The organism is Cytophagaceae bacterium (genome assembly GCA_016722655.1).
Classification (GTDB): domain Bacteria; phylum Bacteroidota; class Bacteroidia; order Cytophagales; family Spirosomataceae; genus Leadbetterella.
In genome coordinates this window covers 184,637-210,132 of record JADKIR010000005.1, presented here as the reverse complement: position 1 = coordinate 210,132, position 25,496 = coordinate 184,637, and the positions used below count along the sequence as shown (strand labels likewise).

19 protein-coding genes, 4 tRNA genes and 2 pseudogenes are annotated in these 25,496 nt (G+C 34.1%); 17 read left to right on the top strand and 8 right to left on the bottom strand.

The genetic code is table 11. The features are described from left to right. Together hisC and IPP61_16690 are read right to left on the bottom strand one after the other, a co-directional pair. Positions 1-1,061: pseudogene (gene hisC / locus IPP61_16695) on the bottom strand (histidinol-phosphate transaminase). A gap of 51 nt (positions 1,062-1,112) precedes the next feature. After that, a complete protein-coding gene (locus IPP61_16690) occupies positions 1,113-2,180 on the bottom strand; it encodes an o-succinylbenzoate synthase (protein MBL0326782.1) in 1,068 nt (355 codons plus the stop codon). Between the two features lie 2 nt (positions 2,181-2,182). Here IPP61_16690 and lpxK point away from each other — a divergent pair, with 2 nt between their 5' ends. After that, positions 2,183-3,187: a tetraacyldisaccharide 4'-kinase gene (gene lpxK, locus IPP61_16685; GenBank protein ID MBL0326781.1), complete on the top strand. Its 1,005-nt coding sequence runs from the start codon at positions 2,183-2,185 to the stop codon at positions 3,185-3,187. Between the two features lie 52 nt (positions 3,188-3,239). Continuing rightward, entirely contained in the window at positions 3,240-5,090 is a 1,851-nt protein-coding gene (locus tag IPP61_16680; protein ID MBL0326780.1) for a hypothetical protein, read from the top strand. On the opposite strand, the gene IPP61_16675 is transcribed toward IPP61_16680, so the two are convergent. The 3 genes from IPP61_16675 to IPP61_16665 are packed head-to-tail and all read right to left on the bottom strand — an operon-like array spanning position 5,087 to position 7,486. Next, on the bottom strand, positions 5,087-5,380 hold the full coding sequence (locus IPP61_16675; GenBank protein ID MBL0326779.1) for a DUF4286 family protein: 294 nt from the start codon (positions 5,378-5,380) through the stop codon (positions 5,087-5,089). The genes IPP61_16680 and IPP61_16675 overlap by 4 nt on opposite strands. A 49-nt stretch (positions 5,381-5,429) precedes the next feature. Continuing rightward, complete coding sequence (locus IPP61_16670; GenBank protein MBL0326778.1) at positions 5,430-5,996, bottom strand: hypothetical protein; 567 nt, start codon at positions 5,994-5,996, stop codon at positions 5,430-5,432. 56 nt (positions 5,997-6,052) lie between these two features. Continuing rightward, positions 6,053-7,486, bottom strand: a complete 1,434-nt coding sequence (locus IPP61_16665) for a circularly permuted type 2 ATP-grasp protein (GenBank protein ID MBL0326777.1) — start codon at positions 7,484-7,486, stop codon at positions 6,053-6,055. Positions 7,487-7,565: 79 nt separating this feature from the next. On the opposite strand from IPP61_16665, the gene IPP61_16660 reads away from it, so the two are divergent. Continuing rightward, on the top strand, positions 7,566-9,116 hold the full coding sequence (locus IPP61_16660; protein ID MBL0326776.1) for a hypothetical protein: 1,551 nt from the start codon (positions 7,566-7,568) through the stop codon (positions 9,114-9,116). Positions 9,117-9,192: 76 nt separating this feature from the next. Here IPP61_16660 and IPP61_16655 read toward each other — a convergent pair. Together IPP61_16655 and IPP61_16650 are read right to left on the bottom strand one after the other, a co-directional pair. Further along, a tRNA-Leu gene (locus tag IPP61_16655) sits at positions 9,193-9,276 on the bottom strand. 69 nt (positions 9,277-9,345) lie between these two features. Beyond that, positions 9,346-10,083 carry a hypothetical protein gene (locus tag IPP61_16650; protein MBL0326775.1) on the bottom strand — a complete coding sequence of 246 codons (738 nt, stop codon included), beginning with the start codon at positions 10,081-10,083 and terminating at the stop codon, positions 9,346-9,348. A gap of 39 nt (positions 10,084-10,122) precedes the next feature. Between IPP61_16650 and IPP61_16645 the strand changes: the two genes are divergently transcribed. The 9 genes and pseudogenes from IPP61_16645 to IPP61_16605 all read left to right on the top strand — a co-directional run bounded on the left by IPP61_16645 (position 10,123) and on the right by IPP61_16605 (position 19,635). Beyond that, a tRNA-Lys gene (locus IPP61_16645) sits at positions 10,123-10,195 on the top strand. Positions 10,196-10,218: 23 nt separating this feature from the next. Continuing rightward, positions 10,219-10,291: transfer RNA gene (locus tag IPP61_16640), tRNA-Lys, on the top strand. Positions 10,292-10,461: 170 nt separating this feature from the next. Beyond that, positions 10,462-11,871 carry a 23S rRNA (uracil(1939)-C(5))-methyltransferase RlmD gene (gene rlmD / locus IPP61_16635; GenBank protein ID MBL0326774.1) on the top strand — a complete coding sequence of 470 codons (1,410 nt, stop codon included), beginning with the start codon at positions 10,462-10,464 and terminating at the stop codon, positions 11,869-11,871. A gap of 18 nt (positions 11,872-11,889) precedes the next feature. Then, positions 11,890-12,726, top strand: coding sequence for an MBL fold metallo-hydrolase (locus tag IPP61_16630; GenBank protein ID MBL0326773.1), 837 nt, complete (start codon positions 11,890-11,892; stop codon positions 12,724-12,726). A gap of 8 nt (positions 12,727-12,734) precedes the next feature. Further along, on the top strand, positions 12,735-13,517 hold the full coding sequence (locus IPP61_16625; GenBank protein MBL0326772.1) for a patatin-like phospholipase family protein: 783 nt from the start codon (positions 12,735-12,737) through the stop codon (positions 13,515-13,517). Between the two features lie 77 nt (positions 13,518-13,594). Further along, positions 13,595-15,727, top strand: coding sequence for a tetratricopeptide repeat protein (locus IPP61_16620; GenBank protein ID MBL0326771.1), 2,133 nt, complete (start codon positions 13,595-13,597; stop codon positions 15,725-15,727). A 134-nt stretch (positions 15,728-15,861) separates the two neighbouring features. Continuing rightward, positions 15,862-17,556 carry a sodium:solute symporter gene (locus tag IPP61_16615; protein ID MBL0326770.1) on the top strand — a complete coding sequence of 565 codons (1,695 nt, stop codon included), beginning with the start codon at positions 15,862-15,864 and terminating at the stop codon, positions 17,554-17,556. After that, a complete protein-coding gene (locus tag IPP61_16610) occupies positions 17,549-18,247 on the top strand; it encodes a response regulator transcription factor (protein ID MBL0326769.1) in 699 nt (232 codons plus the stop codon). Before IPP61_16615 ends, IPP61_16610 begins: the two co-directional genes overlap by 8 nt. Positions 18,248-18,259: 12 nt before the next feature. Then, positions 18,260-19,635: pseudogene (locus IPP61_16605) on the top strand (HAMP domain-containing histidine kinase). 35 nt (positions 19,636-19,670) lie between these two features. On the opposite strand, the gene IPP61_16600 reads toward IPP61_16605, so the two are convergent. Continuing rightward, a tRNA-Met gene (locus IPP61_16600) sits at positions 19,671-19,744 on the bottom strand. 141 nt (positions 19,745-19,885) lie between these two features. On the opposite strand from IPP61_16600, the gene IPP61_16595 reads away from it, so the two are divergent. The 5 genes from IPP61_16595 to IPP61_16575 all read left to right on the top strand — a co-directional run bounded on the left by IPP61_16595 (position 19,886) and on the right by IPP61_16575 (position 25,472). Then, positions 19,886-20,266: an ATPase gene (locus IPP61_16595; GenBank protein ID MBL0326768.1), complete on the top strand. Its 381-nt coding sequence runs from the start codon at positions 19,886-19,888 to the stop codon at positions 20,264-20,266. A gap of 70 nt (positions 20,267-20,336) precedes the next feature. After that, positions 20,337-21,815: an LptF/LptG family permease gene (locus tag IPP61_16590; GenBank protein ID MBL0326767.1), complete on the top strand. Its 1,479-nt coding sequence runs from the start codon at positions 20,337-20,339 to the stop codon at positions 21,813-21,815. A gap of 177 nt (positions 21,816-21,992) precedes the next feature. Beyond that, the gene (rpsO, locus tag IPP61_16585) at positions 21,993-22,268 is read left to right on the top strand and encodes a 30S ribosomal protein S15 (protein MBL0326766.1); all 276 of its coding nucleotides are present in this window, start codon (positions 21,993-21,995) and stop codon (positions 22,266-22,268) included. Positions 22,269-22,390: 122 nt separating this feature from the next. Then, positions 22,391-24,535, top strand: coding sequence for a polyribonucleotide nucleotidyltransferase (pnp, locus tag IPP61_16580; GenBank protein MBL0326765.1), 2,145 nt, complete (start codon positions 22,391-22,393; stop codon positions 24,533-24,535). Positions 24,536-24,608: 73 nt separating this feature from the next. Next, positions 24,609-25,472 carry a sigma-70 family RNA polymerase sigma factor gene (locus IPP61_16575; GenBank protein ID MBL0326764.1) on the top strand — a complete coding sequence of 288 codons (864 nt, stop codon included), beginning with the start codon at positions 24,609-24,611 and terminating at the stop codon, positions 25,470-25,472. The last annotated feature ends 24 nt before the right edge of the window (positions 25,473-25,496 follow it).

Here is a 25,496-nt window from a genome sequence, read left to right as displayed (position 1 = left end):
TTACGAGGCTTTTTTGCTATAATATCTTTCAATTTCTTCAATTAACTTTTGATTATCCTCCTGATTACCGATTGTAATCCTAAGGCTGTCCTCACATAAAATCACATTTGTACGATCACGAATAATGATTTTCTGAGCAAGAAGGTATTCAAACAGCTCCTTTGCTTTTTCAAATTTCACCAATAGCATGTTGGAATCAGACTTTACTATCTTTTTACAAATGAAAATCCAATTAACTTATTTTCAAGTTCTTCCCGGTTTTTGATGATAACCTTTACGAAATCATTTTTAACATTTTCATTATCAAGAGCTTCCAGAAGTTTCTGTTGCGTTAAAATATTCAGATTATATGGATACTTTATTTTATTCAATATTTTGATTAAAAACGGATGACAATAGGCCACTCCAAGCCTCAATCCGGCCATTCCCCAGGCTTTTGAAAAGGTCTGCAAAACAATCAGATTAGGAAATTGATCCAAATTCTCAATAAAAGAAGAAGTTTCTGCAAAATCAATGTAGGCTTCATCAACCACCACGAGTTTTTCGGGAAATGACTTAAGTATTTGAATTATATCTGAATTATTTAAAAGATTTCCGCTTGGGTTATTGGGTGAACATAACCAAATGATCCTGGTTGCGGTGTTTACCGTATCAAAAACACCATCCATGTCAATCTGAAATTCAGTAGTAAGTGGAACTTCTATCACATCAACCTGCTGTATATCAGCACATACCTTATACATTCCATAGGTAGGAGGTAGGATTAGAATATTATTTTCTTTCGGTTCACAAGTTGCTTTTATTATCAAATCAATAGGTTCATCAGAGCCATTTCCAAGAAATATATTTTCAGGTTTTACTTTCTTAATCGTCGCCAATTTCTTTTTGATTTCCCATTGGTAGGGGTCTGGATATCGATTATGAGCTTCGCCAGTTACAGATTCAAATGGATTTTCGTTGGCATCCAGAAATATTCCCTCAGTTCCGGAATATTCATCTCTTGCCGAAGAATAGGGTTTCAATGCTAATAAATGGGGGCGAATCAATGCCTCGAAGTTCATAAATATCGTTTTTTTATGCAAATTTACCAAAAATAGCCCGCAAGCTAAAACTCAATTGAAATAATCCAGATTCCATTCCAAATCTTTTCTATAACTGATTTGGCCATTTTCAACTTTCAAGGGTGAATCAAAATTGTTATGGTAAAGCTGTCCGGTACCTAATCCCTGAGCAAGACGATTATCGGGAAATTCAGCAACAAACTGACAAATGGCATTTAAACCAATATTTGATTCCAATGCAGAGGTAATCCACCACTTAATATTATTCTTTTCTGCAATATTAATCCATTCCCGGCTTCCGCTTATTCCGCCCATTAAGCTTGGTTTTAAAATGATATATTGCGGTTTTATGATTTCTAAAAGCTCGTTTTTTTCCAAAGTTGGGTTAATCAACTCTTCGTCTAAAACAATAGGAATGGGAGATTTTTGGCATAAAAATGTGATTTCATCGACTTGATTTGCCTCAATAGGTTGTTCTATGCTATGTATGTGAAAATCTGAAAGTCGTTTGAGTTTTTCCAAAGCGTCCGTTTTTGAAAACCCACCATTGGCATCTAGTCTAAGTGTAATTTGTGAAGAGCTAAATTCTTTCCTTAAATTTTTTATGATGCTGAGTTCTTCTTCAAAATTCAGAGCGGCTATTTTCAATTTAATAGTATCAAAACCAGCATCAATTTTTTCTTTTATTTGCCGCTGCATAAATTCTTTACTTCCCATCCACACCAAACCATTAATCGCAATGGGCCGTTGGTTTTCAAAAAACGAATTTTTAAAAATTTCCCGTTTTCCATTATTTTGAAAGTCAAAAAGAGCAGTTTCCAATGCAAAACGAACACTTGGAAATCTTTCTAATGTGTTAATTAAACCTTCAAAATCAATATTTCCTGAACTGAGATTAACCAATTCAACTATTTCTTTTATTTTTCTTTCAGCTATCTCACCATAATCTATGCTAAGGCCTTTAAGAGGCCCGGCTTCTCCGATTCCAAACACATCAGGTTGGTCTTTTTGGAAGATTTTCAGGAAATATGAATCTTTTTTTCTTAAAACTCCTCTCGAAGTACCCGCATCAAATCTGAAATTTAACGTATGTTTGTAGTATTGAGCACCAAAGGCCATAAATGGTAAAATTTTTTAGAAATATTTTGTTTCCCTTTTCTATTTCTTACAAAGTTATCACAACTTTAAGAAACCTGATGTTTGATTTAGGAATTCTAAAACAAACAACACCCGAAATTCCATCAATTGGAGTTGGGAATCTTACCGTTGGTGGCACAGGAAAAACCCCGGTGGTAGATTATCTATTGGAGAAATTGAAGTCAGAGAATGGTATAACCGTGATTAGCAGGGGATATGGACGAAAAACAAAAGGCTTAAGGGTAATAGCAGATGGAGAATCCCCAGAAACTGTTGGAGATGAGCCATTTATGTTATTTTCTAATCATCCTGAAGTACAATTTATTGTTTCAGAAAAAAGAATAAATGCCTTAAATTATTTAAAAAAGGAAAATTCTGGTTCAAATATCCTGATTTTTGATGACGTTTTCCAGCACCGATGGGTAAAACCAAAGGTAATGATTATGCTTTCTGACTTTAACCGGCCATTTTTTAATGATTCCCATTTACCAGTTGGTAATCTACGGGAAAGTAGGTCAGGAGCCAAAAGGGCTGATATTATTTTGGTTACGAAATGTCCGGTTGATTTAAATCCCTACGAAAAGGATGAAATTAAAAACCGGATTGCAAAATATTCTGATGCGAAGGTTTATTTCTCAGAAATGATTAGTTCAATCGAACACCTAAAAACACCGGAGAAAGAAATTCCTGGAGAAAATGTTGTATTGGTATCAGGATTGGCTGATAACGAGCAGTTTTTTGAATCTTTAAAAAATAAATTAAAAATTAGCGACCATTTTAAATTTCCAGATCATTATAAATATTCAGAATCAGACATAAAAAAAATTCTAAATTTCAATCTTCCGGTTGTAACTACAGAAAAAGATATTGTAAAATTCAAAGCCTTTTTGACTAAAGACACTAATCCTGACATTTATATTTCTAAAATTATGTTAAAAATTGATGATGAGGATGGTTTTTGGGATTACCTGAGTCCCAAACTCAAATAATAAAGATAAAATCACGTAATTTGTATATTAATTGAAAAGCAAAAACTGCTTTATGCGTTTTAGAAACCTCTTTTTTTTCCTTCTGACTGTCAGCCTAAATTCATTTGGCCAGATTCTCGATGATTCTACCAAACAGGTTTATGGATTCAATTCTGTATATTACATTACCGAAAATGACCTGATAAAAAATCAAAAAATTGAACACAGGCCTGACACTTTGATTCAAGGTTTCTACAAATCAGACTTAATTCTTAAAAATAACTGGCAATATCAGGATCTTGGAAATGTGGGCACGGCTCAAAAACCTTTTTTCTACAATCCTGATAAAAACATAAGCCAAAATGCCGGATACCACGTTTTTGACTTGTATGCACCCAAAATTGACGAATTCAAATTCTATCATACACGCTCACCATATACCGACCTCAATTATACGCAAGGCTTTAAAGGTTATTCAAAATTAGATTTTTTGCACAGTCAAAATATCAATAAGCAGCTCAATTTTACCCTGGAAGTGAGCAAATTTAACAGCTCAAAGCAAATTGACGCAACTATTGCCGAAGACAAACTGGTGGACCATTGGATGTACAATCTGGGTGGAAATTATTTCTCAAAAAACAAAAAATATCAGGTTCTGGCGGCATTTTATCATTTTAACCACTCTCAAAATGAGCAGGGTGGAATCCTGGAAAAATCAAGTCTTAGTATTAAACCTGAAGATTTACTATCAAATTATCGAAATAATTATTCCGGGCAACTTTTGGCGGGAGTTTATAATCGAGAAAAATGGAACAACCTCCATCTTTTCCAGCAAATGGTGCTGAAAAACGGTTTCCAGGTTTTTCATATTCTGGATTTTCAAAAAGAGAAAAGAATATTCTTAGATCCTGTTTTTACAAACAATTATACTGCAAAAGCCTACAATTTAGATTCTACACAGTCAAATATTGATACCTTAAGTACTAATTTTTCTTTCAATGCCTTCAATAATAAAGTAGGTTTTAAAGGGCGTATCAAAGGATTTAACTATGAAATCTATGGAAGGCAACGTTTATACGAGCAAAAAAACAGATATTTTGAAAGCTTAAATCAAAAAATAAAACCTGAAATATTTTTTGGAGGGGCCCTCAGATATTTTTTCCCCGATTCTACCAATTTTCTTAATGCTGATGCCGAATTTTCAATCAATAGCTTTTATCTAAACGGAATAATTTCATTTAAAGGGCTGGAAGGGCAGTTTTTTCAATCAATCAGGCCTGCGGGGCTATTTTTCCGGAATTTTGACAACGGAATCGTTAATTGGAATTTGGATTTTGGAGCGGTGTCAAATACCTACATTAAAGCTGACTATAAATTACATTTTGGACAATTCAGGGTTGAACCTGGAATTTCTAATACGTTATATGCCAATTATTTATATCTAGACCATAATGCTAAACCTGCACAATCCACATCTGCATTTACAGTATTGCAGGTACGTAGCTTGTTTGGTTATAAATCAAAAAGAATAAATATTTCAACTGTTTTTGATTTAGGAATTAATTCAAACAGCGAAATTTTCAGGTTGCCAAAAATTCAGAACTACACCAATGCCGAGTTTGATCTGACCTATGCCAAAGTTCTACATATTAAAACAGGTCTCGATTTTTTCTACAAATCAAAATTTAAAGCAGAAGCCTATTCGCCTTTATTAAATCATTTTTATTTACAGGATGACTTTGAGGTATGGGGTAGTTTTGTGTTAGAACCTTATTTAAGCTTTAAAATCAACAAAGTTAAGCTGGCATTTAAGTTTGGGCACGTAAACCAGGGCTTGCCAAACAACGGATTTTATGTAAGTCCTTATTACCTTGCTATGCCACGGGCATTACTATTAAAAGTCAACTGGCCACTGTTTGATTAGATTTTTTCTAAAAGGGTGTCAAAAAAAAGCACGTCTGTTCCAAAAATGCCCGAACTTTCATTAATTAAATTTTCAAATTCAGTATCACGAAAGTTCTCAAAACCTACTACATCAGGCAAACTTATTTGTAATGAATAGTTTGAGAGATTTTCATCTACTTCGGTAAGGATTTTCAATACTTTTACTTCATAGCTATTTTCAATAAAATAAAACTCTTTTGCTTTTAACCATTTTTCAAAGCTTGAAACTTCCACTTTGGGAATGACAAATGTGATGTTATATAAATACATAAAAAAAGAGGTACCAGGGTACCTCAATTATAATTTCAATAATATTATTTTAATAATTTTTGGAAAATGAAAATCCAAAGTTTTTTACAAGATAAAATGTCCCAAAAATAATGGTGGTAAACAATAAATCACCAACTAACATATTTTTATAGAAAGGAATTCCGGCTGAATATGAAGCCAATATACCCTGCATATTGTGAGGATAATATCCCAAAGTGGCATTTACTTCCGTTGAAACAGGGTAAAACAATGCAAAATTAGTAATCAGGAAAAATATAGTGGTTGCCAATATTGTAGTTAACCCAACATTAACAATATTTACTTTTTTCAAAAGGAAATATGCTGAAAGGCCTATTAGACCATAAGCCAGATATACAACAGGGAATAAAGCATGAAATCCTTCACCGGTTGTAAGCTCCAAAATCAAATCACTAATGAAAATAAACGCCAACGGAACCATGAATTTGTAGATTGGTTTTTGAAAAAAAGCAACTCCAAAAAGCATAATTCCTACCATTGGAGTAAAATTACCCGGGTGATCCACCAATCTGCTAATAGTTGCTATACTTAATAAGCCTAAAACCAACACTATATTTTTTATCTCTGACTTTTGCATATAAATATTTTTTTACAAAAATATTAAAAATATTAAAGATAATACTATGAAAAAAGTCATTTTTTTAAGACCCATGTATCTTTACTTCCGCCACCTTGAGAAGAATTTACTACCAAAGAGCCCTTTTTCAATGCCACACGTGTCAAACCTCCCGGAGTTACGTAAATATCCTCGCCATAAATAATATAAGGTCTTAAATCTACGTGTCTCCCTTCTATGGTTTCATTGATCACACAAGGCGAAGTACTTAAGGAAATTGTTGGCTGGGCTATATAATTCCTTGGATTGTCTTTTATTCTTTTCCTGAATTCCTCATGATCGGCTTTAGTAGCTTTTGGTCCTATCAACATGCCATATCCACCGGCTTCATTCGCTTCTTTTACAACCAGTTTTTCGATGTTTTCTAAAACATAAGACATTTCTGAAGGGTTTTCACAAAGGTAAGTCTCAACATTATTGAGCTTCGCGTCTTCTCCCATGTAATATTTAATGATTTTTGGAACATACGCATAAACTACTTTATCATCAGCTACACCAGTACCCAGGGCATTTGCGAGGCCAAGATTACCCTTTGCATAAGCCTGAAACAAATTAGGAATACCAATCATCGAAGATTTGTTAAAATGCAATGGATCAATAAATAAGTCGTCAAGTCTCCGATAAAGTACATCAACGGTTTTAAAACCACGGGTCGTACGCATTTTTAAAACATCGTTTTCAACAGTTAAATCGCGGTAATCGACCAATTCTACTCCCATTTGTTGAGCTAAATAAGAATGCTCATAATATGCCGAATTATAAATACCTGGAGTAAGAACAGCAATGGTTGGCTCAGTTTTACCCGAAACAAATTTTAAGGCATCAAATAGTTTTTCAGGATATTCTGAAATCGACCTCACATTTGATTTAGACAATAAACCTGAAAGGCCTTGCTTAGAAAGTTCCCGACCCTGAAGCATATAAGAAACTCCTGAAGGACATCTTAAATTATCTTCAAGAATCACAAATTCACCTTTTTCATTCCTTATGAGGTCGGTTCCGGTAATATGAATAAAAATGTCTTTCAAGGGCTTTATATCCATGCATTCTTTCAAAAAACCTTTACTGGAAAGGACCACATCAGAAGGTATTGTTTTGTCTTTCAGAATTTTTTGGTCAGAATAAATATCTTTTAAAAACTCATTAAGAGCATAAATCCTTTGAATTAATCCTGCTTCAAGCACATCCCATTCTTTGGCTTTTATTATTCTTGGTATTATATCTATTGGAATAATCCTTTCCGTTCCGCCTTCTTCAGAGTAAACATTGAAAGTAATTCCCATATTTATCATAGTACTTTCAAGATTTTTTTGCCTTTTTTTCAATTCTTCAACACTCATTTCGTTGAAATAATCAAATACGGATTCCAATTCAGGATGTGGCATGGAATTTTCTGATACTAATTCATCATAGAATTTCGTATTCTGATAATTTGAGAAGTTTTCATTCATAATTTCTTTGGTTATTGTTACTGTAAATCAAGTTAATTAATCATATTTTTGCAAACCCAAATTCAATCAAACAGGATTAATGCCTTTAAAATACAAAATATTCTTTTTTTTATTAGTAAGTACACCACTTTTTTCTCAAAAATTTCAAGGAATAGCGGAAAGTAATTATGCTGGTACCATAGGAGTTTTCAATAATCCGGCAAATGTGGTTGATACGCGTCAAATGGTTTTTATCAATTTGGCAGGCGTAGGCATTGATTACCAATCAAATTATGTAAGATGGAATGCCCCGTTTTCAGTTGGAAAGATGATGCTGGGTATTGTACCAGAGGAATACAAAAATTCCTCAAATGGGAAAATTATCATGAAAGACAGCTACAATAAAACCAACAATAATGTACAAAATGTTGCGGCATATCTAAACGGGGCTATTTTGGGTCCATCTATTGGGCTTGATATAAAGAAATGGGGCTTGGGTGCTGCAGGTGGAATTAGATACAGGTATCTGAATTCGATTTCCAATACAGACCCTTCGATTGGGCATAGCCTGGTTCATGGTGCCAAATCAAAAGAACTGATTGGTCAAAATTTCGATAATTCGAGTATTTACTTTAACAGCGGTTTCTTCAATGAGTTATATGGAACATTGGGAAAAGTTATCATAAATGATGAAGATCGGCTGATAAAAATAGGAGCTACAGCTAAATATCTGTACAGCAATAGTTTTGGGTCTATAGTAGGCAATAATTTCAGTTTTAAACTAGATAATAATTCCATAGATCCAACACTAAATGAACTGGTTCTGACCAATGTTACAGGTTCAATTGCTGTAGCAAGTTTGTTTTCAACTCTGGATAAATCAAATTTTACAAGCCAATTGACAGCCTTAAATGGTTTGGGAAAAGGGATAGGACTTGATTTAGGTGTAGTATATGAATACCGGCCTGATTATCATTTATTTAGTAGAAACAGGAAAGGGAAAAATTATACTGATCCAACTCAAAACAAATACTTGTATAAAATTTCTTTTTCTGTAGTTGATTTGGGCTTTTTAAAATTTTCAGATCCACTGGTAAATGTCAATTCACTGGATGGGAAAACGCAAACAATAAATTTTGGTGATATCCGGAAATTTGGAGGAATAGAAAAACTAATTGATGATCTGGAAGGAGTATTTGGGCTTGGCAAGGGAGCTACAAGTTTTAATATTTTGATGCCTGCAAGTGCCATTACGAGTTTTGATTATAAATTTTCTGAAAAAATATATTTTAATCTAACTTACCGCCAATATCTTCTTCCTTCAGCACGTAGAGGAGTTATTGGACATTCGGGACTTTCTTTTACACCAAGATTTGAGAAAAAAATGTTAGAATTTGCCTTACCGGTTTCACTTGACAACAATTTTAGAAATTTCAACCTGGGAATTGCCATGAGGGCAGCAGGTCTATATTTTGGAGCAGATAATATTACAGGACTTTTAAATACATTCAATCCAAGGGGAGCTTCGTTTTTTGCAGGTGCATTTATTCCAATATATCACCGGTTGCCTGAAAGTCCTTTGAAATGCTTTGAGGTAGAAAATCGGCCATCATATCGCAAAAAATTCAAATTATTTCAAAAAAAACGTTAAACTCGTCATTTTTGAAAATCATAAGAAATAGAATTTAAAAAAGAAAAAGCCGCATAATTGCGGCTCTTATTTTTTGTGACGAGAATGAGATTCGAACTCACACAAGCTAACGCTCACTACCCCCTCAAAGTAGCGTGTCTACCAATTCCACCATCTCGCCTTTGATGCCGCAAAATTAGCAATTATTTACTACTAACAAAAAATCAATTAGAAGATTTCATAAAAAACATTAATCCTGAATGAGCCAAACATCATTTTTATTGACAAATGCCACTTTATTGTTGTGAATAGTTCGCAACCAAATATCCTGCTGGCCAAAAATATTAATTTTATTTCCTTCAGATATATTTCCTGTAATGGGAGAAGCCCCGGAAGGAAAACCCCGTAGATATGCTTTTTGACTGACAATCGCCGATTTGTAGGAACTGGGTACATTAATTAAAACAAGAAGCACAATCAAAAAAAATCCCATTATCCAGAGATGGCGTTTATTAATTTTTTGGTGAGTTTGTTTTTTTCGATAAAAAATAACCAGAATTACTATTCCAATCGAAATCAGTATATATAAAATAAAAACAAAATACTGTTGATATAGCATTAGAATAAAATTTACATCATTTCTTTCAAAACCACCATATTTATTTTCAAGGGCGATCTTATTCATTTTTTCAAATACTTCGTCGGATGGTTTTAGGTTATAATAGTTGCTCAAATAATACAAAGCACGCGGGAAATCTGCCAAATTCTCATAAATAAAAGCTAGTTTTAGATTAAGATTCTCTTTATTTATAGAATTATCGTTGGAAAGTACTTCATATATTTTTGCAGCTTCCGAATATTTTTTTGCACTAAACAAAGAATCTCCTTTTTGAGCAATATCGTTTTGAGCCTTAATATCAATGGCTTGAAAAAAAATTAAAAAAAATACTGAAAGAAATATTATCTGGTAGTTTGGCTTTTTATTCATAATTTCCTAATTTTGCATCCTCATTTAGAAAGGCACAACGATTCCGTAGCTCAGCTGGTAGAGCAATACACTTTTAATGTATGGGTCCTGGGTTCGAATCCCAGCGGGATCACTTAATTTTTGAAACGGTTTTTCGATTCCGTAGCTCAGCTGGTAGAGCAATACACTTTTAATGTATGGGTCCTGGGTTCGAATCCCAGCGGGATCACAAAGCGGTGAATTTTTCATCGCTTTTTTTTTGTTATTTGCATTTATTTTTTTGATTGTATTATTCAATATTTCGAATTTGGCTCCAAATTTATGAAATTAAACTTACTAAATCGTAGAGAGCTGTCAATAACTTTTTTCCTGATCACTATCTTTTTTAATTTGTTAAAGATGAAAAAAAATAAAAAATATACCATAGAAAATATTAAAATCCTTGATTTTGCTGCTGAAGGAAAGTGCATTGTAAAAAACGACGGTGAAGTGATTTTTGTAGATGGTAGCCAGGTCTGTCCCAATGATGAAGTCACGATTCTGGTAAGTAAATCTAAAAAGAAATATTCGGAAGGTAGGGTACTTAAGATAAATTCATTAAGCCAGGACAGGGTAGAACCTTTTTGCAGTCATTTTGGTGTTTGTGGTGGCTGCAAATGGCAACACGTACCTTATCAGACACAGCTGGCACAAAAACAAAAGCAAGTTACTGACCAGTTAACCAGAATCGGGAAAGTACAACTCAATGGTTTCGAAAGCATTTTAGGTTCTGAAAAAATTCAATTTTATCGCAATAAACTCGAATACACTTTTTCAAATTCCAGATGGCTTACTCCTGATGAAATAGCGACCGGAAAAGAATTTGACACAAATGCATTGGGATTTCATGTTCCAAAAAGATTTGATAAAGTTTATCCGGTCGAAAAATGTTATTTGCAACCAGATCCATCAAATTCTATCCGTGATTTTTTCAATGAATACTCCCGGAAAAGTGGATTGCCATTTTATAACCATATAGTACATGAAGGTTTTTTCAGGTCATTAATGATCAGGACTACATCCACTAACGAAAGTATGGTGGTAGTTCAATTTGCAAAAAATGATAAGGAAAATATTGAAAAAACGCTCAATGCTTTTCTGGAAAAATTTCCAAAAACCACGTCTTTAAACTATTTTATAAATACAAAACGAAACGATTCTTATTTTGACCTTGAGCCAATAAATTATTCCGGTAAACCATACATTACCGAAAAAATGGAAAATCTTGAGTTTAGAATCGGGGTTAAATCTTTTTATCAGACCAATTCTGAGCAGGCATTTAATCTTTACAAATTAGTCAGGGATTACGCTCAGATTCAATCTGAAGACATCGTTTACGATTTATATACGGGTACAGGTACCATTGCACTTTTCGTTGCTTCTCTGGCAAAAAAAGTCGTGGGAATAGAGTATATTGATGCAGCAGTGGATGATGCAAAACTCAATGCCGAAATAAATTCAATATCTAACTCCTCATTTTTTGCAGGTGATATGGCCAAAATCTTCACCGAGACTTTTATTGAAGAAAATGGAAAACCCGATATCGTGATTGCAGATCCACCCCGGGCGGGTATGGACAAGCCTGTAATCGAAACATTATTGGCAATAGCCCCCAGAAGGATAGTGTACGTAAGTTGTAATCCCGCTACACAAGCACGTGACCTTGAATTACTATCTGAAAAATACATTGTCGAAAAAATCAGACCTGTGGATATGTTTCCACATACATTTCATGTCGAAAATGTGGTAAGTTTGATTTTAAAAATTTAATTTGGCAAAAAAATACCTATGCGAATTACTGTTATTGACGCCGGAAATTTCAAATTAGATGGTGGTGCCATGTTTGGCGTGGTGCCAAAAACAATCTGGCAAAAAATGATTCCGGCAGATGAAAATAACCTTTGCAACTGGAATATGCGTTGTCTTTTAGTGGAAGACGGTAAAAGATTGATTTTGGTTGATACCGGAATGGGTGATAAACAACCACAAAAATGGCAAAATTTTTATTTTCGTAATGGTGATGGTGATTTGATAAAATCGATTAGAAACGCCGGATATCACGAATCGCAAATTACCGATGTTATTTTAACTCACCTGCATTTTGACCATTGTGGGGGAGCTGTTACCCGAACTTCGGAGGAAATTCTGCTTCCAACATTCGTTAATGCCAAATATTGGACTCACTCTGGCCATTGGGAATGGGCAATGAACCCCAATCAAAGAGAAAAAGCCACCTTTCTTTCAGAAAATCTGATGCCAATTTTTGAATCAGGGCAACTCCATTACATTGATAAAAATACGGATAGGCCTGATTTCGAATATCTTTTTGCTGATGGCCACACTGAGAAAATGATAATGCCAATAATAAAAGTATCTGATAAAAAAATAATTTTTGCTGCTGATACTATCCCGTCATTCGCTCATATTCATGTGCCATATTGTATGTCCTACGATGTTAGACCGCTGGTAACCATGCAGGAAAAGGCAGTTTTACTGGAAAAAATCGTGGATGAAAATATTATTTTAGTGTTTGACCATGATTTGGAAAACCAGGCAGCCATCATTGAAAAGACCGACAGAGGATTTAAATATGTATCTTTGGGAGATTTGACCGATTATATATAAATTATACTATGAAAATCGGATTAACACTTTCGGGCGGTGGTTCAAGAGGTTTTGCCCACTTAGGAGTACTAAAAGCAATAGATGATTTAGGAATCAAACCATCCTATATTTCGGGTTCAAGTGCAGGAGCATTGGTTGGAGCATTATACTGCTCGGGAATAAGTCCTGTCGAAATAGGAAAAATCATCAAAAATAATGGAATTACCGGAAGTTTAAAATTAGCTTTTAATCGTTTTGGCTTATTTTCAATTGAAAGGGTTCAAAAAATAATGTTGGAGCATATTCCTGTTAATAATTTTGAATCACTAAAAATACCTTTGATTGTGTGCACAACAGACATAAAAAAAGGAGAAGCGACTTATTTTGACTCCGGTGAACTCATAAAACCTGTCTTGGCATCCTGTGCAATTCCTGGTATTTTTTCTCCTGTAATGATCGATGGTGTTGCTCATATAGATGGGGGAGTGGTCAATAATTTACCGGTGGAGCCAATTGAGCATAAAGTGGATTTCAAAATAGGTGTCAATGTAATGCCTGAGGAAAAAAATATGCCGGTAGGATCCGGAAAAGAAATTCTAATGAAATGTCTCATGTTGACAATTGGCAAGCAAACCATTCAGAAATACGATAAATTTGATATTTTGATTGAGCCCGAAAAAATCAACAGATTTGATGGGCTGAGTCTAAAAAAATCTGAGGAAATGTTTGATCTGGGCTACAACTCAGCAATGAAAGCCCTTAAAGTTTCACAACTCGTTGGATTTCAAACATTAGAGATTACAAATAACTAAGTTGATATTTGGCACTAATTTGGATAATTATTAATAAAAGTTTTCGTTTTACCCTTCAAAAACCATTTCAAATATTTGTGAAAATAAATTTCCTGTTTCTTTTAATTTTCCTAACCTCTTGCTCTCAATTCAGCAAAAGTCCAACCAGTAAAGCCTGGCATAATATCAATGCCAAGTACAATGCTTTATTGATAGCCCGTGAGGACTATTCAGAGGCAGGATTTCTGATTAGAAGTAAGCAAAAGGAAAATTTTGATCAGATATTGCCAATTTTCCCAAAAATTGATTCATCCAAACTAGATTCTGCTAAATTTTATTTGATTGATGCAATAAAAAAATCTTCGATAATTGCAGAAAGACATTCAAACTCCAGATATCTGGATGAGGCATATTTGCTTCTTGGTAAATCCAGATTAATGAAGCAGGAATATTTTAATGCCATTGAAACCTTTAAATACGTTAATACCAAAGCAAGAACTGAAAGTAAGAAAACTGAGGCACTGATCTGGTTAATGAGGGCTTACATTGAAAATCAGGATTTAAATTCTGCAAATCAAGTTTCCGAAATCATAAAAACCAGAAAACTTAATAATCGTTCTAAAGCTGATTTTTTAATAATGAAAGCTTATTATCACCAAAATTTAAACCAGAACCAGGCAGCTTTAATATTGCTGGAAGAAAGTTTGAAGTTTCTGGGTAAATCAGAGAATAAAGCCAGATATAATTTTATTTGCGGTCAATTAAATGAGTCTCTTGGCAATGGACTTGCAGCAAGAAAATACTACAGAAATGTATTAAAATCAAAACCTGACTATGAAATGGCATTTAATGCCCAGTTGGGTTTATTGACTTCCGAATCTTTGGCAAATAATACCAATATTTTGTTTGAAGATATGCTTGAAGATAGGAAAAATCAAGATAATAAAGGACTGATTTTTCAAAAAATGGCCCAAACCGAAGCGAGAAAGAAAAATTTTAAACAAGCGATTGAATTTTACAATAAATCAATTGCTAATTCGGGTGAAAATGCAACTCAAAAAGCTAATGCTTACCAAGCTCTCGCCGATATTTATCTGGATAGTTTTCAGGATTATGAAAAAGCAGGAATTTATTATGATTCTACAATAGTAACATTGCCTAAAAACGAATCAAATTTTGATAAATTGAGCCAAAAAGCTATAAATTTAAATGAATTTATCAGATACAAGAAAGCCTATGATTTGGAAGACAGCCTGCAGATGCTTTCCGCTTTACCAAATGATGTACTGGAAGCAAAACTTTATAAAATAGTTGAATCCAGAAAAAATTCTGAAAAGCAATCAGAAGAAGCTAAACTGGTAAAAACTGACAATCCCAAAACTTTAAGTACATCAAATATCAAAGACCGCTGGGTGCTGTATGACCCTATCGAAAGTGTAAAGTCAAAAAATGATTTTGTACGGAATTGGGGAAACCGTCCCCTGGAAGACAACTGGCGAAGAGCTGAAAAAACAATGGGTTCTTTCAGTTTAAAAATTGAAAAAACCACCATTGAAACCGGCCAACCTGCTGAAAATCAAAAACAAATTGAAACAACTCAGGTAGAAGTTGAAGACCTTGAAAAAAAGGCAATAGAGCAAGAAGTCAAAGAAATGATGAGGAAAGTTCCCCGAAGCAATGTCCAAATCCTTGCTTCAAAAAGAAAACAAGAAGAAGCTCTTTTTCAGATTGGAAAAATTTATTCACTGAAATTTAATGATAATCAAAAAGCCAAAGAATATTATCAAAAGCTTCTTAACGACCATCCTAGGTCGATGTATGAACCTGAGGTTTTGTACTTTATGACATTAGATCAGCCCGATCCTTCTAATAATATTTATTCGGCTAAACTACTTGCTGATCATCCCTATTCGTCTTTTACCCGGCAATTAAAAAAAGGTGGCCAAAAGTTCTCTAAAGACCGGGAGTCAGAAGTGTCAGCATTTTATTCTGATAACTTTAAATTATTTGAAAACGGACAATACGAAAATGTATTAAAAAACCTGGACGAAGGTTTAAATAAATATCTTGGAAGTCAAATTGAAGATAAAATGGCCATGCTCAGACTTTTAACTTTGCAAAAACTGGGTTTAAAAGACCAATATTTGATTTCATTAAATGACTTTTTAAGAAGTTATCCTTCATCGGAGCTTCAATTTAAGGTCAAAGATTTTCTCGATGCCATAAAATAATTAAACCCAACCTTTATGAACCAACCCGAGGAAAAACCGCCTTTTTTTAAGAAATGGTCAGGCTTATATTGGACTTTAACTTTATTTATCTTATTTTTAATATTGTTTTTTTATTATTTAACTCAATCATTATCATGAACTTAATTGATTGGGCTATCTTATTTATTACCTTATTTGTAATAATCGTATTTGGAATCTATAAAAACCGAAAAGACAAAAATATTGAATCCTATCTTCTTGGAAATCAATCTTTACCCTGGTATCATGTTGGATTTTCGGTGATGGCGACCCAGGCAAGTGCTGTCACTTTCTTGTCTGCTCCGGGGCAAGGTTATGTAGATGGTATGCGTTTCGTACAGTTTTATTTAGGTTTACCTTTGGCTATGATCGTTTTGAGCGTCACTTTTATTCCGATTTTTCACCGACTTAAAGTATATACAGCCTATGAATACCTCGAAACCAGATTTGATTCTAAAGTAAGAATTTTTACAGCCATTCTTTTTTTATTCTCAAGAAGCTTATCTACAGGAATTTCAATATATGCACCATCAATTATTTTGTCAACAATATTTGGTTGGGACATCGTTTATACCAATATTTTCATGGGTGGCATTGTGCTCATTTATACTGTAGTTGGAGGCACCAAAGCTATTTCTTATACCCATCTCCAACAAATGTTTCTAATAACCCTGGTTTTGTTTTTTGTAGGATATCTGGTGGTTAAAATGTTACCATCGGATATAGGAATGATTGATGCCATAAAAATTGCAGGGAAAACACAGAAAATGAAAGTTCTGGACCTTGAATTTAACCCGAATGAGAGATACAATCTTTGGTCTGGCTTGATTGGAGGCTTTTTTTTACAGCTTTCTTATTTTGGAACTGACCAGTCTCAGGTGGGCAGGTATCTGACTGGCAAATCAATCAAAGAAAGTCGTTTAGGCCTGATAATGAATGGATTTTTAAAAATCCCAATGCAGTTTGGAATATTACTTATCGGGGTTTTAGTTTACGTATTTTATCTTTTCAATAATACCCCAACGGTTTTTAATCAGATAGAAGCTACGAAATTAGAAACAGGAAAATATTCAGAACAATTTAACAGTATAAAAGACCAACATCAAAAAGTGGTTACTGAAAAGAAAATATTCTCAGAAAAACTCAATTTATCATTAAAAAATAAATCAGAAAGTCAGATAAAAGAAAATTCAAGTCAACTAAATCTGATTTTGGAAAAAGAGAAAAATCTGAATAAAAAAGCAAGTGATCTGATAAAAAAGAATAATCCGGAAGGCGACGCCAATGATATCAACTATATATTTCTTCGCTTTGTAATTGACTATTTACCGCATGGATTGATAGGATTGATGATTGCCTTAATATTTTCAGCCTCAATGGGATCAATTGCCTCGGCCTATAGTTCCCTTTCTGCTACAACTTTGGTTGACGTAATCAATAAAAGCCGATTTAAACCCAAAACTCCGGAGTTGGAACTCCAATACACAAAAGGCTTTACTATTTTTTGGGCTGTTTTTAGTATTATCGTTGCTTCATTCGCTCAAAAACTTGGAAGTTCAATGATAGAACTCGTAAACATACTGGGTTCCTGGTTTTACGGGATTATTTTGGGAATATTCCTGGCAGCTTTTTATGTAAAACAGATTAAATCGCAAGCATTGCTTTACAGTGCTATTTTATCCCAAATATTAGTAATTTTAATCTGGAAGTACGAACTTGTAGCGTTTTTATGGCTTAACCCAATTGGAGTAATACTGGTTTTGTCAATAGGATTGATCTTTCAGAAAATATTGTCAAAAAAAAATGAGTGAAACCAAAAGAATATTAATCATAGAAGATGATGTCAGGATTGCTCAGAATATAAGCAAAGGACTGGTCGAAAAAGGATATGAAACGGAAGTGGCATACGATGGTAAAATTGGTCTCAAATTAGGTCTTCACAATGATTTCGACCTCATTCTCTTAGATCTTAACCTCCCAAGTCTCAACGGTTACGAAGTATGCGAGGAAATCAGACGTAAAAAACCAGTAATTCCTATCATAATGCTTACAGCCTTAGGAGAAACCGAAGATAAAATTGAAGGTTTCGAAAAAGGAGCAGATGATTACCTTGTTAAGCCATTTGATTTCAGAGAGTTACTTGCCAGAATCAACGTTTTTATCAAACGAAATGCACGTTCAATTGAACCCGATAATAATAATGTTCTGAAAATAGCGAACCTTGAACTTGATCCGGAGTCAAAAATCGTTACCCGAGATGGTATCGAAATAGAATTGACACCAAAAGAGTTTTTATTATTGGAATATTTGATGCGTAACAAGGGCAAAGTAGTGTCCAAAACCGACCTCGCTGATAATATTTGGGAACAAAACTCCCAGCAAAGTCTCAATGTTATTGAAGTTTATATTAATTTCCTAAGAAAAAAAATCGACAAAGAATTTATCCCTAAGTTGATACACACCAAAACCGGTATGGGATATATTCTGAAAGAAGAGGTGTAGGGCTTTTTAAAAATGAAAATCAGGACTAAAATCACTTTCCAATTTACCTTAATCGTTGCGATGATTTTGGTGATATTTTCTGTTTCTCTATATTATTTATTGGAATCTTACAATAAGAAAGAATTCAACAACTATCTGAAAGACAGAGCAGTAACTACCGCTCAGCTGCTGATTAAAGAAAAAAATATTGATCGCAAATTTTTGAGAATTATTGACCGAAATACCCTTTCAACCTTATATGCAGCTGAGGTTTTGGTTTTTGATGAAGATAATAAAGTAAAGTACTCAAATTTTGAATCTGATACAGTAATATATTACAGTCCTGAACTGCTAGAACAAGTTAGACAAAAAAAATACCTGGAGTCAGACTATAAAAACAAGGAAGTAGTGGGCCTGATGTATAAAGATCAGGAAAGTCAAAAAGATTACCTCATTCTTGCTCAATCAGAAGATATTTATAGTAAACAGAAGCTCGAAAATATAAAATATGCCATGACCATCGGGTTGATATCGGCAATTATCTTAACCATCGTTTTCGGATTCGTTTTTTCAGGCCAATCATTGAAGCCTATTTCAAGAATTAATCAGGAAGTCTCAAAAATTACCGCAAACGACCTAAATAAAAAACTTAGCACCGGAAACAGTAAAGATGAAATAGCCCAATTGGCTCATAATTTTAATCAAATGCTTTCAAGAATCGAGAAGTCATTCGAACTTCAAAAAAGCTTTGTAAGCAATGCCTCTCATGAATTAAGAACACCCCTTGCTGCCATAAAATCCGAAATTCAGGTTGCACTCGAAAAAACCCGAACTCCGGAAGAATATCAGGAAATACTTTTATCTTTAAATATTGATAACCAAAGACTTATTCAGCTAACCAACGGACTTCTTCAACTTGCAAAATCAGATCGGGGAGATAAAAGTATAATTCTCAATCCATTAAGAATTGACGAGGTGCTTTTTGAAGTTCAGGACGAACTACTGCATCAGCATCACGATTATCATATCAATATAGACTTTGAAGAAATACCTGAAGACGACGCTTTTGTCACGATATCTGGAAATAAATCATTAATAAAAACACTTTTTAATAATCTATTTGACAATGCCTGTAAGTATTCTGATAATAAAACTGCCGTTGTTAGTATCAGATCCAATAAAAGCAATTGTATAGTGATTGTTACGGATGATGGAATTGGTATTTCAAAAGAAGATCAGGAAAAGATTTTTGAGCCATTTTATCGCACCAAGAACGCAAGTAATTTCAAAGGCCATGGGATCGGGCTTTCAATCTGTAAAAGAATCGTTGAGATTCATAAAGGCCGGATAGTTATTAAAAGCGAAGAGAAAAAGGAAGCAGTTTCAGTGTGATACTGCCCCATATTTAATGCCAAAAAAATAATTGGTAATTATCTTAAAAAAGTAGCGGGGAGGGGAATCGAACCCCTGACCTCCGGGTTATGAATCCGACGCTCTAACCATCTGAGCTACCCCGCCGTCGTTTGAGGGTGCAAAACTATTCATTCTTTCTTTAAAAACAAAAAATGATTTAGAAATTTCCTCAAAAAAATAAAAAATCGAGAATTTGTTTGGAATAATTACACAAATATTATAAATCGGAAGAAAAAGAAGAGTAAAATGTCAAAATATAAATTTTCACAAGAATTTCCCTTTAAAACATCACCTAAAGTGTTGTTTAACTATATCAGTACTGCAGGTGGTTTACAGCAATGGTTTGCAGAAAAGGTAGTTATGGATAGCAATCATATGTTTCATTTTTATTGGGATTCTGAAGAGCATGTAGCTGAACTATCCTCAACCCGACTTAACAAATCAACTCGTTTTGATTTTATTGGTGAAAATGAAGGCTGCTTTTTGGAGTTTAAATTAATAACTTCTGAAATTGACAATTCTGTATTTTTAAAAGTAACTGATTGCTCGGAAATTGAAGATCAGGACGAACTCGAGTCAATGTGGAAGAGCCTTATTCATGACCTTAAAGAAATAGTAGGAGGGTAAAGCTTAATAAATCTTAATTATTTGGTATCCGCTGAAAAGATTTCGATTTTTGTATCATTAAAGTTTCTTTATGAGAAAAATCGATAAGCTTTTTATAAAATCATTTATTGGTCCATTCGCCTTAACTACTGCCATTGTAGTTTTTATTTTTCTCATGAGATTCCTGATGATGTATTTCAATGAATTCATTGGAAAAGATTTAGGAATCGACGTATTTTCCAAGCTTTTCTTCTTTTTCTCAATGATTACTGTACCAACTGCTTTGCCTTTGGCAACTTTGTTGGCCACTTTAATGTGTTTCGGAAATTTGGGAGAACATACAGAACTAACGGCAATGAAATCAGCAGGAATTCCGCTATCAAGGTTGATTTTGCCAACGTTTATTTTAAGTTTAATCGTTAGTATTGTTTCTTATTTTTACAATGATCGTGTAAATCCTTGGGCCAATCTTAAAGGTTATTCTTTACTTTATGATATTAAAACCACCAAAATGACTTTAAATATTCAGGAAGGTATTTTTTATAAAGAAATTCCGGGTTACAGAATTAAGGTTCAGAAAAAATTTCCGGATGGAAAAACTCTGAAAAACATTATTGTTTACAACCATTCAAGCAACTTAGGAAACAAAAACATTACCATTGCCGACTCCGGCAAAATGTACACAATGTATAATGGGAACTATCTGATTTTTGAGCTTTTTAATGGTTACAACTATACTGAAAGTCAAAATTCATTCAATAACTACGATGAGACTCAATTTACAAAAACCCGGTTTAAAAAAAACAAGGTGGTTTTTTCTTTGGAAAGTTTTGGAATAAAACGTACCAATGAGGATCAATTTAAGTATCATGAATATATGAAGAATGTAAGTGAACTTACCGCAAAAATTGATTCTTCAAAAATTGACATAAAAAAAACAATAAAGCAGCAAACTGATCAAATCAAAAGTCAGAATACTTATTTATTCAAAAAAACTCTTCCTTCAGACTCTGCGAAAAAAGTAATCATTAAGCCCGGACCGTGGATAAAAAAGGAATTGCAAAAACTTGAAAGTGGTAACAGAAAAGAAGAATCTGATGAATATGCCTTATCTCAGGTAAGAAATCTAAAAAATCAGCTGGAAACAGATTTGGCAATAATAAGTAATAAAAGTAAAGAAATGTACCGGGCTGATGTGGAACGATGGCACAAATTCACTATGGCTTTTTCATGTTTGGTATTTTTTATAGTAGGTGCATCTCTGGGATCGATTATCAAAAAAGGTGGATTTGGAATGCCGGTATTACTTTCTATCAGCATATTTATATTTTATTATGTGCTGATGCAGTTAGGCGATAAATATGCAAAAGAAGGCATTATTCCTGTAGTAGTAGGGGTATGGATTCCAGATTTTGTACTGAGTTTAATTGGTATCATTTTATTAAGGAAAGCGTCCAATGATGCCAGACTTTTTGAAAATGATAATTACAACCAATACTTTGAAAAAATCAAAAAAATAATCTCTAAAATATCATTTGATAAAAAAAACCAAACAGAAGTATCTTCATAAAAAAAATTAAACATTTTATAAAAAATTATACATTTTTCTTCTCAAAAAAGCATTTATTTGCCCAGGAGAAATTCCCCTTTTCTGATAAATATTTTGAGTACATGTCCTCAAAAATTAATAAATAGTGTTATCTTTGCATCTGTTTTTATTTTTATCACTTAATCTAGGTTAACATACATGTATTTAACTCCGGAAAAGAAAGAGGAGATCTTTGCATCAAAAGGTCAACAAAGAAAAGCAACTGATACCGGCTCAGCCGAATCTCAGATTGCCCTTTTTACTTACAGAATTGCTCATTTAACTGAGCATTTAAAAACTCACAAACATGATTTCTCTACCCGTTCAGGGCTATTGAAGTTAGTTGGTAAGCGTCGTAGATTGTTGGATCACTTGCAAAAAGTGGAAATCGGTCGTTACAGAGCTATCATCGCTGAGCTTAAAATTCGTAAATAAAAAAATCAGGGAATCCCAAATTGGGATTCCCCTTTTTTTCGTAATTAATTATTTTTTATATCCCCGCGGAATTCAGGATTAAATTGTTGTATCAAAGCGGACAATACAACCAAATTATTAAAATGTTTAATATTCAATCGCAAACCATCCAAATGCCGGATGGACAAACAATCACCCTTGAAACAGGTAAACTGGCAAGACAAGCCGATGGAGCTGTAGTTTTAAAATCAGGCAATCTTGTAATGCTTGCTACTATTTGTGCCAACAAAGAACACAAAGAAGGTACTGACTTTCTTCCACTTTCAGTTGATTATCAGGAAAAATTCGCTTCTGCCGGAAAAATCCCGGGTAGTTTTCAAAGACGTGAAGGTAAACTTTCTGACAATGAGGTGCTAATCTCAAGATTAATCGACAGAGCCCTCAGACCAATATTTCCTGAAGATTTCCATGCTGAAGTACAGGTAATGGTAACATTGCATTCAGCTGATGAAAATATTATGCCTGATTCATTGGCAGCATTGGCAGCTTCTGCTGCTATTATGGTTTCTGACATTCCTTTCAACGGTCCCATTTCTGAAGTTAGAGTGGCGAAAATTGCCGGTCAATACGTTGTTAATCCAAAACTTAGTCTTATTGATAAAGCTGATCTTGACCTGATGGTTGCCGGAACAGCTGAAAGTATCATAATGGTTGAAGGTGAAGGAAATGAGGTTTCAGAAGCTGAGATGGTTGAAGCCCTTAAAGTAGCTCACGAAGCTATTAAATTGCAGGTTGCCGGACAAAAAGAATTAGAATCTAAAGTGGGCAAAACTGTAAAAAGAGAATACAACCACGAAACACACGATGAAGACCTTAAAAAGAAAATGTACGATGAACTTTTTGATAAAGTTTATGCCGTTTGTTTGAAAGGCAGTGCCAACAAGAGTGAAAGAAGTGAGGGTTTTGCAAATATTCTTAAAGAATTTATTGAAGCTCAACCTGAGGAACTAAAATCAAATCCTTTACATAAAGTATATTTTGGTGACATCACCTATGATGCATCAAGAAAGATGGTTTTAGATGAAAGTGTACGTTTGGATGGTAGAAAACTTACCGAAATTCGCCCGATTACCTGTGAAGTTGATTATTTGCCTTCTGCACACGGTTCAGCATTGTTTACAAGAGGAGAAACCCAATCACTTTCCACTACAACCCTGGGAACCAAATTAGACGAGCAAATTGTGGACCTTCCAATGGTAAAAGGTTATTCAAGATTTTTCCTTCACTATAATTTTCCTGGATTTTCGACTGGTGAAGTCAGACCTAACAGAGGAGTTGGACGCAGAGAAGTTGGTCACGGAAATCTTGCTCAGAGGACTTTGAAAAAAGTAATGCCAAATGATGATGAGAACCCTTACACTATTAGAATTGTAAGTGATATCCTTGAATCAAATGGTTCATCTTCTATGGCTACAGTATGTGCCGGTTGTTTATCGCTTATGGATGCTGGTATAAAAATCAAAGCTCCGGTTTCAGGTATTGCAATGGGTCTTATCACTGATATGGAATCCGGAAAATGGGCTGTTTTATCTGATATCCTTGGTGATGAAGATCATCTGGGTGATATGGACTTTAAAGTTACGGGTACTGCGAAAGGTATTGTAGCTTGTCAAATGGATATTAAAATTGGTGGACTTTCATTTGATATCATCGAAAAAGCTCTTAACCAGGCTAAAGATGGAAGAATGCATATCCTAGGCAAAATGACTGAGGTAATTGCTCAACCAAAAGATGATCTTAAATCATTTGCTCCAAGAGCTCATACGATTGTTATCGACAGAGAGATGATAGGTGCAGTAATTGGACCTGGCGGTAAAGTAGTTCAGGAAATTCAGAGAGAATCAGGTGCTACTGTAAATATCGAAGAGAAAGACAATAAAGGATATATTTCTATTTTTGCCACAAATGGCGACAGTATGGCAATGGCCAGAAAAAGAATCGAAGGAATTGTTAAAGTTCCTGAGGTTGGAGAAGTTTATGATTCTGTTGTAAAATCTATTCAACCATTCGGTGCTTTCTGTGAAATTCTACCTGGAAAAGAAGGTCTTCTTCACATTTCTGAAATCTCATGGGAACGACTTCCAAGTATGGACGGAATTTTGAAGGAAGGTGACAAAATTCAGGTTAAACTAACTGAAATTGATAAGAAAACCGGTAAATACAGACTTTCAAGAAAAGTGTTATTGCCAAGACCTCCAAGAGAAGAAAAGCCTGTACAAGAACAATAATTCGTTATTTTTTGTTGTTAGGTAAATTCCGAAAGAATTCGAGTGAAATCATTTATACAAAAAAAGATAAAAAATGAGACAACTAAAGATTAGTAAACAAATCACCAACAGAGAGAGTCAGTCTCTTGACAAATACCTACAGGAAATCGGTAAAGTAGATTTATTGACTCCTGATGAGGAAGTTATCCTGGCTCAAAAGATCAGAGATGGAGACCAGCTTTCTTTGGAAAGACTAACCAAAGCAAATCTCCGTTTTGTGGTGTCAGTTGCTAAACAATATCAAAATCAGGGTCTTTCATTGGGCGACTTAATCAACGAAGGAAACCTCGGTTTGATTAAAGCAGCACAGAGATTTGACGAAACCCGCGGTTTTAAATTTATTTCTTATGCTGTTTGGTGGATTCGTCAGAGTATTCTACAGGCTTTGGCAGAGCAATCCAGAATTGTTAGGCTTCCATTGAATAGGGTTGGTTCTTTGAATAAAATTTCCAAAACTTTCTCTGAGTTGGAGCAAAAATTTGAAAGAGAACCATCACCTGAAGAATTGGCCGAAGTTTTGGAAATTTCAGCTAATGAGGTAGTTGATACTATGAAAATTTCTGGAAGACACGTCTCAGTTGATGCCCCGTTTGTTCAGGGTGAAGAAAATAGCCTTTTGGACGTATTGGAAAATGATACTGAAATCAGACCTGATCAGGAGTTAATGAACGACTCATTGAGAAGAGAAGTTTTGAGAGCATTGTCAACTCTTACACAAAGAGAAGCCGAAGTAATAATGTTTTATTTTGGTCTCAATGGTGAGCAGGCAATGACTCTGGAAGAAATAGGAGAGAAGTTTAACCTTACGAGGGAAAGAGTAAGACAAATAAAGGAAAAAGCTATAAGAAGGCTACGTCAAACCTCCCGAAGTAAGGCTTTAAAAGCTTATTTAGGTTAAAGTTAAAAAAGAGGTTTAAAAACC

What these genes read in the sequence shown, in the direction of transcription:
- IPP61_16650 (MBL0326775.1), bottom strand. Translation starts at nt 10,083, where the DNA reads ATGAATAAAAAGCCAAACTACCAGATAATATTTCTTTCAGTATTTTTT.
- IPP61_16575 (MBL0326764.1), top strand. Translation starts at nt 24,609, where the DNA reads ATGAGACAACTAAAGATTAGTAAACAAATCACCAACAGAGAGAGTCAG.
- IPP61_16670 (MBL0326778.1), bottom strand. Translation starts at nt 5,996, where the DNA reads ATGCAAAAGTCAGAGATAAAAAATATAGTGTTGGTTTTAGGCTTATTA.
- IPP61_16590 (MBL0326767.1), top strand. Translation starts at nt 20,337, where the DNA reads ATGAGAAAAATCGATAAGCTTTTTATAAAATCATTTATTGGTCCATTC.
- IPP61_16665 (MBL0326777.1), bottom strand. Translation starts at nt 7,486, where the DNA reads ATGAATGAAAACTTCTCAAATTATCAGAATACGAAATTCTATGATGAA.
- IPP61_16625 (MBL0326772.1), top strand. Translation starts at nt 12,735, where the DNA reads ATGAAAATCGGATTAACACTTTCGGGCGGTGGTTCAAGAGGTTTTGCC.
- pnp (MBL0326765.1), top strand. Translation starts at nt 22,391, where the DNA reads ATGTTTAATATTCAATCGCAAACCATCCAAATGCCGGATGGACAAACA.
- IPP61_16675 (MBL0326779.1), bottom strand. Translation starts at nt 5,380, where the DNA reads ATGTATTTATATAACATCACATTTGTCATTCCCAAAGTGGAAGTTTCA.
- IPP61_16690 (MBL0326782.1), bottom strand. Translation starts at nt 2,180, where the DNA reads ATGGCCTTTGGTGCTCAATACTACAAACATACGTTAAATTTCAGATTT.
- rlmD (MBL0326774.1), top strand. Translation starts at nt 10,462, where the DNA reads ATGAAAAAAAATAAAAAATATACCATAGAAAATATTAAAATCCTTGAT.
- lpxK (MBL0326781.1), top strand. Translation starts at nt 2,183, where the DNA reads ATGGTAAAATTTTTTAGAAATATTTTGTTTCCCTTTTCTATTTCTTAC.
- rpsO (MBL0326766.1), top strand. Translation starts at nt 21,993, where the DNA reads ATGTATTTAACTCCGGAAAAGAAAGAGGAGATCTTTGCATCAAAAGGT.
- IPP61_16615 (MBL0326770.1), top strand. Translation starts at nt 15,862, where the DNA reads ATGAACTTAATTGATTGGGCTATCTTATTTATTACCTTATTTGTAATA.
- IPP61_16660 (MBL0326776.1), top strand. Translation starts at nt 7,566, where the DNA reads ATGCCTTTAAAATACAAAATATTCTTTTTTTTATTAGTAAGTACACCA.
- IPP61_16680 (MBL0326780.1), top strand. Translation starts at nt 3,240, where the DNA reads ATGCGTTTTAGAAACCTCTTTTTTTTCCTTCTGACTGTCAGCCTAAAT.
- IPP61_16610 (MBL0326769.1), top strand. Translation starts at nt 17,549, where the DNA reads ATGAGTGAAACCAAAAGAATATTAATCATAGAAGATGATGTCAGGATT.
- IPP61_16630 (MBL0326773.1), top strand. Translation starts at nt 11,890, where the DNA reads ATGCGAATTACTGTTATTGACGCCGGAAATTTCAAATTAGATGGTGGT.
- IPP61_16595 (MBL0326768.1), top strand. Translation starts at nt 19,886, where the DNA reads ATGTCAAAATATAAATTTTCACAAGAATTTCCCTTTAAAACATCACCT.